The organism is Cupriavidus gilardii, assembly GCF_008801915.1.
GTDB lineage: Bacteria > Pseudomonadota > Gammaproteobacteria > Burkholderiales > Burkholderiaceae > Cupriavidus > Cupriavidus gilardii.
In genome coordinates, this window is the sequence record NZ_VZOV01000016.1 from 72,615 (window position 1) to 83,833 (window position 11,219).

The window sequence follows — 11,219 nt, forward strand, 5'->3', positions numbered from 1 at the left end:
ATGTGTTATTGCCATCGTGCCCTCTGAGCTTTTGGAGAAGCTGGAGAAGCGCCTCGCAACCGTCCACGCGCCCGGATTGACCGCAACGAAAGTCAAGGGGTACGGCGAGTATCGGAATTTCTTCTCGAGCGATCTGACCACCCGTGCACACCAAGATCGAGATCTTCGCGGAGGAAAGCGACGTCGAGGCCATCACCAAAGCGATCATCGAGGTAGGACAATCCACCGTGCCAGGCGCCGGGATTGTGGCGGTAATCGCCGTCGAGAGGTTCTTGCATCTACACGTTCCCCCGGGAGCGTCAGTGGATACAGCCGAATGACCCGAATCGGCTGGTGCGTTGGGTGCCGGCGGGGATGAGCGCCCATGAATGCGGCGAGGCACAGATCGGCCGCAGGGCCAGATAACGATGCCCGTTGAACGGAGTTGCGGCGGCACGTGGCACCGGTCGGAATGCAAGTGGCACGAGCCGCGGCATTGCGTGGCCGGTAATTCAGTTCCAGAGGTGGGCTATGCAAACTGGCATGGCAGTGGCGCGTACGGGCGACACCGGGCGAGTATGGCGCTTGGCTCCGGGGCAATTCCTCCTGGGGCTGCTCCTCGTCACGTGGCTCTGTATCGCGGGCGCCGCTGGCGTTTCCCGCGCCGTGGGCGAGGAAGATCTTCTGCCGCCTGAGCGGGCCTTGCGCTTTGCGGCCCGGCAACTCGACGAACACGCCATCGAGGTGCACTTCGACATCGCGGACGGCTATCACCTCTACCGTGAGCGATTCGCCTTTGCTGCCCGGCCGGCAGGGGTGAAGCTCGGTACACCTGTGCTTCCACCAGGGCAGGTTAAGTACGACGAGGCGTTTGGCAAGGAGATGGAGATCTACCATGGTGGCGTCAAGATTCGCGTGCCAGTGGAGGTCACTCCTGCGGATGGCGAATGGACGCTGGTCGTGACATCGCAAGGCTGCGCCGACAAGGGAATCTGTTATCCACCGATGGAGAGCGTATACAAGGTGGGCGGCAGCCCGCTCGGCGGGCCTATTTGATAAGCGCGAGGGTGGCACGCCAATGGCGATGCTTGTGCCACCGACTGCAGTAACCTCTCCCGGAGCGGGCGAATACCAGGGCGGGCATGCGATACCGGAGATCGTGCCACATGGCGATGACGGCGACCGCATCATTCGCGCGCTGACCAGCCACCAGCTTGGGGCAATCGCGCTGCTCTTCCTCGGCTTCGGCCTGCTGCTGACGGTCACGTCGAGCGTGCTGCCGATGGTGCCGATCCTTTGGTCCATCGTCGTGGGCGAGCACGTGACACGCAGCCGTGCGCTGATCATCTCGCTAGACTACGTGCTCGGCTCGGCGGTAGCCTATGCCGGCGTCGGCATGGCCACCGGGTGGCTCGGTGAGAGGGTCTTGACAGGGCTGCTGACGCCCTGGGCGCTCGGGGCCTTCGCCACGTTGCTCGTGGCCCTGGCGCTATCGATGTTCGGGCTCCGCGCGCTGCTGCGGCAGCCCCGATCGACGACATCCGCACAGCAGCTGGATCGTCGGGCTGCCGCAGCACTGGGGGCGATGTCCGCGTTGGCCGTCGCGCGCATCATGCCGGCGCCGCTATCGAGCACGCTCGCCTATCTCGCACGAACCGGTGATGCCATGACCGGAGGCGGTGCGTTATTCGCATTGGCGATCGGCATGGGGTTGTCGCTGGTGCTGGCCGGCGTCGCCGCCGGCAATCTCCCGCCGCGCGCCGGGCACTGGCTGGAGGTGACCAAGCGTTGCCTTGGCTTTCTGCTGCTGGGCGAGGCGAACTTGGGTGATCACCCCGCTATTGCCACCCTGGGCCGTGATGGCAACGTGGGCCGCTCTGCTGCTGATCGCCGCAGTTTTCCTGGGCGCCTTCGATTCGCTTGGCCCCAAACCGCATGGCGTGGCCCGGCTGGGCAAGGGCCTGGGCCTGATCGCCGCGCTGGCGGGAACCATCCTGTTGGTCGGGCTGGCGTCGGGCGGGCGGGATCTGCTGCAGCCTCTGTCGCACCTGCGCACTCGCCAGTCGTCGCCAGCCACCGCCGCCGACCACGCGGTGGTGCACTTCGCGCGGATCCGCTCGGTGGCCGAGCTCGACGCACGTCTGGCGCAGGCCGTTGCGGCCCGCAAGCCGGTACTGCTCGATTTCTATGCCGACTGGTGTGTCAGCTGTAAGGAGATGGAGACGACTTTCAGCGATCCCGGAGTTCAGACGCAGTTGGCCGGGGTTGTCGTACTTCGAGCTGATGTGACACAAAACAACGCCGACGACAAGGCGTTGCTAAAGCGCTTCGGCCTATTCGGGCCGCCCGGCATCATCTTGTTCGGCGCCGATGGGCGAGAGAGCCCGGTGCGGGTCATCGGCTATCAATCCGCATCGCGTTTCCTTGATAGCCTCGAGCGCGCCTTCGGTAAGGAAGGCAGGCCCTAAGGATGACATCACCGACTCCAACCCGCGAGGATAACGGCACAATCCGAAAAAAAATGGGCTATGCAGTGCGCCACTGCGATGGTGAGTCCGGCGTGCTCGTCGCACTCGGCAGCAGCCGATGGGCGTAACGTGCAATCGGAAAATCGAAAGTACCACGCAAATTGATGCCTTCCAGACGAGTCGGCGCAATCTGGCGCAAATCCTCGGCACGCATGGATTCGCCGCCGATGGCCTCAATCGCGTCCAGCGCGCGCTGCATGTGCAGCGTGTTCCAGGCCATCACGGCATTGGACAACAAGGTCAGAGCCGACGACACCGCCGCCAGCGACGCATCGTGCCGGGTCAATTCCAACGGAATCTTGCCATAGTGGATGGCCCGCTGCACCGTGTGGACCGCCTCGCCGCGGTTCAAGGCATGCTGCATCTCATGGCGGAACGCGGGATTGGTGAAATAGTCGATGAGGAAGATCGTGCGAAACAGCCGCCCGAGATGCACGCCAGCCTCATAGATGGGTTGACCTTTCGCCGCTGCACCGAAACGCATCAGGGCCTGCACTGCCGTACATTGCCCCGCTTTGCACCGATGCCGCGATCCGGACCAGTTCGTCCCAGGCACGTTCGATCAAGACCAGCCGGACATCCGCGTCCGCCACCGCAGCCAATTCCGCCGGTATCTCGTGATCCCTGGGCACATGCAGGCGGCGATCGCGCAGGTGGGCAAGCCGCGGGCAGAGATCGAAGCCAAGTAGCCGGGACAGGCTCATGGCGAAATCGGTGTAGCCATGGGTATCGACCGCTAGTTGTGCCACGTCTTCCGATCCGCTCTGGCGGATGACGCCCTCAATGGCGACACCGGCCTGCCGCTCGTTCAGTAGGATCGGCTGGTCATAGAAGATGCCCCAGCGGTCCCGGACATGCGTGTACATACCGATCGATGCCGTGCGCCGGCGCGGATCAGCCCGTGCCCGCCAGACTGTGCGCGTGGTCTCCAGCGACATCATGTCCGACGACGCCAGATCGGCGCGCCCCCAGTGCTGGGCGATCGGGTGCTGATGCATGAAGATCAGGACGGCATCGGCGGCCTGGCGCAGTTTGCGCTCGTCCGCGATGCGATGCATCATTTGCCGGATCGCGCTGGGCGACAACTCCGGCACCATCCGTGCGAGGTCCGCCGCCGACATTGAGGTGCCGTGCGCCAGCACTGCAGCGTAGATCATCAGCAGCTCGCTGCGCGAATGCGGTTCCCGACCCAGCAGGAGCCAGCTGAAGTGGGTGCTGCTGTCAATCTCCAGCAGGATTTCGGGCAATTGTCCACCGGGGTGCCGCTCGAACAGCGCGCGTCGCAGCGCCTCCACAGAGGCTTCCGGTTTCTTTGCCGTGAGCGGATCGATATGGATGGCGCTATCAATGTTCAGCTCCCCACGCTGGACTGCATCGCGCAACCTGGCGAGCCCCGCGTCCAGGTGCGCCACCACAGGATCGAGGAACGCCTTGGCGTCCTGCGGCAGCTTGAGATGACCGTAGAAATGGTTACGCCGGGCTTGCCAATCCTCTTTGGAGATGAGTAGGGCCGCCTGACTGCGGAAGGCGAAGCTGTGGTCCAGGAAGACCGAGCCATTGCGCAGCGCCACCCGCAGGGCAAACAGCGTCCCCCACTCGAAGGCGGCCAGGGCCCGCTTGCGATCCAAGCCCTCTAGTGCTGGCTGCCAGGCGCGTCCCAATCGAACCATCACCCGATCAGGGAGCCAGTCGGCCCTGCGCGCATAGAGCTTGCGCAGTACCTCCATTGCCTCGATCACCGGGTGGGCCGACTGTGCCGCAAATGGCAGATGAACCAGTCTGCCCAGCAAGGCACGGGATAGCCTGTGTCGCGACAGGAGTTGCGCGCGGATGAGGCTGGCACGGCTCGCTAGATGCTGACCAGCTGCCTCGTCAGCCAGATTGCTCAGTTGCTGACAGAGGGCATCCCTTGTCTGCGTCTCGTCTGCGACCAGCGCTTTGACGGCGGCAGCGAATTCCCCCAACTTGGTACCTGGGTCCGGTCGGCCCGCGTCAATTAGGCGTCCGGCATCGTTGACGCATTTGCGAATCCAGTGCCGCAGCATGGACGACAATTGATCCGTGGCCGCGCATAAGGCATAGCGTAAAAAGCAAGCCGATTCCAGGCGGCGGGACTGTTGCGCGACCCGCTTGCTGACCGACGCCGGGCGGTTGGCACAGCGCCGCGCATAGTGCCGCACCACCGCCTCATTGCAGGCTGCCGGCCAACCGCTGTGGATGCCCAGCTTGTACAGGCGGTCGATCTTGTCGAACAACTCGCCCATCTGATGGGTCGAATTGCGTAGCGGGACAGCCCACAGCCATTGTTGTAGGCTCGGCCGGTCGTTTTCTGGCCGCGGTAGCAGGGCACCCCACGCATCGAGGGAAACCTCGCCGTAGGCCTGCACCAGCGCGTCAGCCAGGGCCGACTCGAATGCCTCTCCGGCCTGGCTGATCAGCCGCTTCAGCGCTCGGTCATGCGGAATCAGGATGCGATGCTCGTAGAGCCAGCGCTTCAACTCGTGCAGCAGGTCACTGCGGCTCGGTTGCCCTGCCAGCCGCTCCTTGAGCCAGCGCGTCACGTAACGTCGCTGATGCTCTGCCATCGGGCTGAACCCCAGGGCTTGGTAGGCCAGCATCTGATGGTCCACCAAGGTATCGGTGCGCCCGTCATACAGCGCGCTCAGCGTGCCCATGTCCGGCGGCGTGATGCCGAGTTGCGCGCCCACAAAGGCCCAGAGGAATTTTGGCACCTGCTTGTAGGCATCGAGGGTGCGCCCCGTCATGCGGACAAAGCCAATGTGAACGGCACAGGCCAAGCGGTACAAATGGCTGCGCCGCGCATGGATCAGGGCCCGCTCTTTGGCGGAGAAGGTGAAGAACGTGGTAAGCTCAAACTCGCTGAGTTCGCGCGGAATCTGCCGCATGCCCAGATACGCCAGTTGCCAGTGATCCATCGCGCTCTCCCAAGCGTAAGACGGACCGCTGAGGTTATCGGCAATGAGACCGGGACGCAACGTTTCGACACAATAAGTGCGCTATGAGGCAATCGCGCCCAACTGGCGACAGTAGACAGCAACTTATTGATTTACTGGGGTATTTTCCCGGACGCCGCCCGGAAACCCGCGTGAATGCTAAGGGTGGCTACCCCGGTAAATTGCACCGAAATCAAGGGGACGCCGATCACCGCCGTCATGCCGAGCAGGACCATCCCCACGGCGCGGGTCGCTAGTCCCAGCAACAGCAGAGCTGGGGCGGTCAGCTCGATTGACACCGCCAGGTAGGCCGCAGACTTCGAGGGCACCAGCGGCACCCGGTAGTCCCCGCGGAACAGTTCGAGGGCGGTATTCCAGTTGGCCAGCTTGGCCATCGCCGAGTTCCAGACGGTTGGCTTTTTCTCAACCCGCACAGCAAGACAGTTGCGTGACGTCCTTGGCAAAGGTCTGCGCCGCGAGCTTCAGCCCCTCGACCATCGTCAGGTATGGGAACAAGTGGTCGGCCAGCTCTTGCACGGTCATCCGCGCCCGGATCGCCAGCGCCGCCGTCTGGATCAGCTCACCCGCTTCAGGCGCCACCGCCTGCACGCCGATCAGGCGGTCCGATCCTGCCTCGGCAACCAGCTTGATGAAGCCGCGCGTGTCGAAGTTGGCCAACGCGCGCGGCACATTGTCGAGCGTGAGCAGGCGGCTATCGGTCTCGATGCCGTCGTGGTGCGCTTCCGCCTCGCTGTAGCCCACGGTGGCGACCTGCGGGTCGGTGAACACGACCGCCGGCACGGCGCTCAGATCAAGCGCGGCATCGCCTCCGGTCATATTAATCGCCGCGCGGGTGCCGGCCGCCGCGGCCACGTAAACGAACTGCGGCTGGTCGGTGCAGTCGCCGGCGGCGTAGATGTGTTGCGCGGTGGTTCGCATGCCGTTGTCGATGACGATGGCGCCCTGCGCGTTGACCGTCACCCCCGCCGCCTCCAGTGCCAGCTCACGCGTGTTCGGCGCGCGGCCGGTGGCGATCAGCAACTGGTCGGCGCGGATTTCGCCGTGCCCGGTAGTGAGCACGAATTCGCCGTTCGCGTAGGCCACTTGGCTGGCCTGCGTGTGTTCCAGCACCGTGATGTCCTCGACACGGAAGGCGGCCGTGACGGCCTCGCCGATGGCCGGATCCTCGCGGAAGAACAGCGTGCTGCGGGCCAGGATCGTGACCTGACTGCCGAGCCGGGCGAAGGCCTGCGCCAGCTCCACGGCCACCACCGACGAGCCGATCACGGCCAGCCGCTTAGGAAGGATGTTGCTGGCCAGCGCCTCGTTCGAGGTCCAGTACGGGGTGTCCTTCAGACCGGGGATCGGCGGCACAGCCGGACTGGCACCAGTAGCGATCAGGCAGCGGTCAAACGCCACCTCGCGCTCGCCGCCTTCGGCCAGGCGCACGCTCAAGGTGTGTCCGTTCTGGAAGCAGGCCTCGCCGCGCAGCACCGTGATGGCCGGCGTGCTCGCGAGGATGCCCTCGTACTTGGCGTGGCGCAGCTCATCGACACGCCCCTGCTGCTGGGCGAGCAGGCGCTCGCGCAGGATCGCCGGTGGCGTGGCCTGGATGCCCCCGTCGAACGGGCTTGCGCGGCGTAGATGGGCAATGTGGGCCGCGCGGATCATGATCTTGGACGGCACACAGCCAACGTTGACGCAGGTGCCGCCGATGGTGCCGCGCTCGATCAGGGTCACCTCGGCGCCTTGCTCGACGGCCTTGAGGGCCGCCGCCATCGCGGCGCCGCCGCTGCCGATGACGGCGATGCGAAGCCCGCAGCCTTCGCCTGCGGATTTCTCACCGCGGCCCAGCCAGCCGAACGCCTTGTCGAGCAGGCTGCCGCGCTTTTCCGCCGGCGGGGCCTCGGCGAGCATGGCCCGGTAGCCGAGTCCGGCCACGGCGCCAGTCAGCGCATCTGGCGACGTGCCGGGTTCGGCGGCGATTTGCGCCGTCCCCTTCGGGTAGGACACGACCGCAGACCGCACGCCCGGCACCTTCTCCAAGGCATCCTTGACGTGGACGGCGCACGAGTCGCAGGTCATTCCAGTAATCTTCAAGTGGGTCATACCACAGTTCCAATGTTCACTTCGGCAGCGGCCAATGCGGTCAGCCGCGCTTGACCGGGGGTTCACAGGCGTTCGGTGCCCCGCAGCGCTTTGCCGGCGAGATGAAGTCCCAGATCGATACGCCGACCATGAAACTCAGGCCGACATAGAGCAGCGCCTCGCTGCGCCGGCCAACCGTCAAATACACCGCCGTCAGTACCAGGAGTGGGCCGATCACGCCGAGTGCGGTCCGTTGCCACTGCCGATGGCTAAACCAGGCAGTCGCATTGGCGAGTAGCGCGATACCAGCGAACACCCGCAGCAGAACGCTAATGAACAGCCCTTCGTACTGGCTCAGGAAGCCTAGGCCAATAGCCGCGCCCAAGCCGGCGATGGCGGGAAAGCAACTCGCGCAACCCATCGCCGAGACGATACCGCCGAGCGCCCCTGCCTTGTTGGTCACGCGCGTGATCCGTCCCATGCGGTCACTCCCATGTTCGATCCGGGGCTTACCGCTTGACGCTGGACGGATAGCCCGCGTCCTCGGTCGCCTTGGTCAGTTTCTGCACGCTGGTCTTGGCATCGTCGAAGGTGACGACGGCCTGGCGCTTCTCGAAGCTCACTTCGGTCTTGGTCACGCCGTCGACCTTGGAGAGCGCCTTTTTGACCGTGATCGGGCAGGTTTCGCAAGTCATGCCCGGCACGGACAGCGTGACGGCTTGCATGGCGGCCCACGCCGGAGCAACGGCGGCGAGAGCGAGGGCGGCAAACAGCTTCTTCATGGCGAACTCCTGATCAGTAGAACCATGGCATCACGTAGGGAAAGCCGAGCGCAACCAGAACCAGCAGGGCGACGACCCAGAAAATGAGCTTGTAGGTGGCGCGTACCCGCGGGATAGCGCAGGCCTCGCCCGGCTTGCAGACTTGCGCCGGGCGTAAAACGCGCCGCCAGGCGACGAACAGAGCCAGCACTGCGGTGCCGAGAAACAGCGGCCGATATGGCTCCAGCGCCGTTAAATTCCCGATCCAGGCCCCGCTGAAACCGAGCGCGATCAGGAGCAGCGGCCCCAAGCAGCAGGTGGAGGCGAGGATTGCGGCGATGCCACCGGCAAAGAGCGCACGGCGCCCGGCTTGCAGTCGTGACATGCGTTTTTCCTTTCTTAGTAGGTAGGGATAGCGTAACCTTACTTCCGTACTTATGTACGGAGTCAAGCGATATGCGGAGCGGATTGGAGAGCCTGACCATCGGCGCCTTCGCCAAGGCGGCTGGTGTCAACGTGGAAACGATCCGGTTCTACCAGCGCAAGGGGCTGCTGCCAGAGCCAGATAAGCCCGCCGGCGGGATTCGTCGCTATGGCGAAACGGATGTGGTCCGGGTGCGCTTCATGAAATCGGCGCAGCGGCTGGGATTCAGTCTGGAAGAAATCGGTGAACTGCTTCGCCTGGAGGACGGCACCCATTGCGAGGAAGCGAGCAGCCTAGCCGAGCGCAAGCTCAATGACGTGCGCGCAAAGCTGGCCGACCTGAGACGCATGGAGGCCGTGCTGTCCGAACTGGTGGGCGCCTGTCATGCCAGCCAGGGTAACGTATCCTGCCCGCTGATCGCAGCGCTGCAAGCGGGATAAGTGCGCCAAAGGACGTAGTGGACGCGGGCTACGCTGCCCCAGTTCGTTCCGGCTTCTTTTGTACGGCTTCGGCGCAGCCAGCCTCATATGCCCCGTATCGAGGGGCAAGCGACCTAGTCGAGTCAGACATCGTCGGGGGGACAAAGCGGCACCAGCGGGCGCAGCGCTTGCAAGGCGCGCTTGTGCTGTAAGATCCAGTCGTACATTCCTCTACGACGCCCTCGGCTTGGCCAACGAGGGGCGGCCCAGTGGTTGGATACGACAATGTGGCGCCGTGTAAGTGCCATGCCGGTGTTGGCCCTGCCCGAGAACGGTCGTGAAGTCGTAACGCCGGTGAATTGCGGGTTCAGGCAGCGCTAGGCCAACGCACCTCCGGAAGCGATCGCAGCGGGCGGAATTTTCCATCTTGGAGCTTTTGGCTCTGACGCCACACGTAGTCGCCGGTCAGGTTGATGTGTTCCCAGCCGAGCGGCGACAGGTACGAAAACAGGGACGGATCGATGGGCATGCCGCGCTCCACCAGCGCCTGCACGGCACGTTCAAGGTAGACCGTGTTCCACAGGACGATGGCCGCGGTGACCAGGTTCAGTCCGCTGGCACGGTAGCGCTGCTGTTCGAAGTTGCGATCGCGGATCTCGCCAAGCCGGTAGAAGAACACGGACCGTGCCAAGGCGTTGCGCGCTTCCCCCTTGTTGAGCCCCGCATGGGAGCGCCGACGCAGTTCCAGGTCCTGCAGCCAGTCCAAGGTGAATATCGTCCGCTCGATGCGGCCGAGCTCGCGGAGGGCGACCGCCAGTCCGTTCTGTCGCGGGTAGCTGCCGAGCTTGCGCAGCATCAGCGAGGCGGTGACCGTGCCCTGCCGGATCGACGTCGCGAGGCGCAGCACCTCGTCCCAGTGCGTGCGAATCAGTCTCTCTTTGTACGCGCCGCCGATCATAGGGGCCAATGCCGGATAGTCGTCAGGATTGCCGGGGATGTACAGCCTTGAGTCCGCGAGGTCGCGAATGCGCGGGGAGAACCGGAACCCGAGCAGATGCATCAGGGCGAAGACGTGGTCCGTGAAGCCGTTGGTGTCCGTGTAGTGCTCCTGGACCCGCAGGTCCGACTCGTGGTACAGCAGGCCGTCGAGCACATAGGTGGAGTCACGGACGCCGACGTTCACCAGCTTGGAGTGATACGGCGCGTACTGATCCGAGATGTGCGTGTAGATCATCCGGCCGGGCTCCGAGCCATACTTTGGGTTGACGTGGCCGGTGCTTTCGGCACGGCCGCCCGCCTTGAATCGCTGGCCATCCGACGATGAGGTGCTGCCATCGCCCCAATGGGCAGCGAACGCATGGGCGGACTGCGCGTTGACCAGATCCGCCAGGCCCTGAGCATAGGTCTCGTCCCGAATATGCCAGGCCTGCAGCCAGGAGAGCTTGGCGTAACTGGTGCCCGGGCAGGATTCCGCCATCTTCGTTAGCCCGAGGTTAATGGCGTCGGCAAGAATGGTCGTGAGCAGCAGCGTCTTGTCGGCGGCAGGCTCACTGGTCTTCAGGTGCGTGAAATGCCGGGTAAAGCCGGTCCAGCCGTCGACTTCCATCAGCAGTTCCGTAATCTTGACGCGCGGCAGCATGAGCGCGGTCTGATCGATCAGGGTCTGCGCTTCCATCGGGACGGCCGCATCGAGCGGCGAGATCTTCAGGCCCGACTGAGTGATGATCGCGTCCGGCAGCTTGTTGGCGGCGGCCAACCGGTTGGCGGTGGCCAGCTTCAGTTCAAGCAGCCCGCGCCGCTCGCTCAAGTAGCGCTCGCAATCGGTGGCGATGGGCAGGGGCAGCAAGCGGCTCTGTCTGAGTGCGACGAATTTCTCGGCGGGCAGCAGGTACTCATCGAAATCCTTGAACTGGCGCGAGCCCTGGACCCAGATGTCGCCGGAGCGCAGGCGGTTTCTGAGTTCGGACAGCGCGCACAGCTCATAGTAGCGACGATCGATGCCGTTCTTGGTGCGTACCAGTGGGGGTCGTCTCAGAAAACGGAAAAAATCGTACGCTAAGCACCGC

General features: G+C 64.3%; 6 protein-coding genes and 4 pseudogenes. 2 read left to right on the forward strand and 8 right to left on the reverse strand.

The annotated features are described in order from the left end of the window. Positions 1-92: 92 nt before the first annotated feature. Positions 93-278: a hypothetical protein gene (locus F7Q96_RS26865; RefSeq protein ID WP_170265909.1), complete on the reverse strand. Its 186-nt coding sequence runs from the start codon at positions 276-278 to the stop codon at positions 93-95. A 232-nt stretch (positions 279-510) separates the two neighbouring features. On the opposite strand from F7Q96_RS26865, the pseudogene dsbD reads away from it, so the two are divergent. Continuing rightward, positions 511-2,447: pseudogene (gene dsbD, locus F7Q96_RS18335) on the forward strand (protein-disulfide reductase DsbD). Between the two features lie 58 nt (positions 2,448-2,505). On the opposite strand, the pseudogene F7Q96_RS18340 reads toward dsbD, so the two are convergent. The 6 genes and pseudogenes from F7Q96_RS18340 to merT all read right to left on the reverse strand — a co-directional run bounded on the left by F7Q96_RS18340 (position 2,506) and on the right by merT (position 8,695). Then, positions 2,506-5,443, reverse strand: a pseudogene (locus tag F7Q96_RS18340) (Tn3 family transposase). A gap of 218 nt (positions 5,444-5,661) precedes the next feature. Continuing rightward, a pseudogene (locus F7Q96_RS18345) lies at positions 5,662-5,925 on the reverse strand (DoxX family membrane protein); the annotation flags it as partial. Then, positions 5,885-7,570, reverse strand: coding sequence for a mercury(II) reductase (gene merA / locus F7Q96_RS18350; RefSeq protein ID WP_062799379.1), 1,686 nt, complete (start codon positions 7,568-7,570; stop codon positions 5,885-5,887). The pseudogene F7Q96_RS18345 and the gene merA, both read right to left, overlap by 41 nt. 40 nt (positions 7,571-7,610) lie before the next feature. Then, complete coding sequence (gene merC / locus F7Q96_RS18355) at positions 7,611-8,030, reverse strand: organomercurial transporter MerC (RefSeq protein ID WP_062799381.1); 420 nt, start codon at positions 8,028-8,030, stop codon at positions 7,611-7,613. Between the two features lie 28 nt (positions 8,031-8,058). After that, positions 8,059-8,331: a mercury resistance system periplasmic binding protein MerP gene (gene merP / locus F7Q96_RS18360; protein WP_062799383.1), complete on the reverse strand. Its 273-nt coding sequence runs from the start codon at positions 8,329-8,331 to the stop codon at positions 8,059-8,061. Positions 8,332-8,344: 13 nt separating this feature from the next. Next, entirely contained in the window at positions 8,345-8,695 is a 351-nt protein-coding gene (gene merT / locus F7Q96_RS18365) for a mercuric ion transporter MerT (protein WP_062799386.1), read from the reverse strand. Positions 8,696-8,766: 71 nt separating this feature from the next. On the opposite strand from merT, the gene merR reads away from it, so the two are divergent. Continuing rightward, on the forward strand, positions 8,767-9,174 hold the full coding sequence (gene merR / locus F7Q96_RS18370) for an Hg(II)-responsive transcriptional regulator (RefSeq protein ID WP_062799388.1): 408 nt from the start codon (positions 8,767-8,769) through the stop codon (positions 9,172-9,174). A gap of 346 nt (positions 9,175-9,520) precedes the next feature. Here merR and F7Q96_RS18375 read toward each other — a convergent pair. Beyond that, positions 9,521-11,173 (reverse strand): annotated as a pseudogene (locus F7Q96_RS18375) (Tn3 family transposase); the annotation flags it as partial. Between the last annotated feature and the right edge of the window lie 46 nt (positions 11,174-11,219).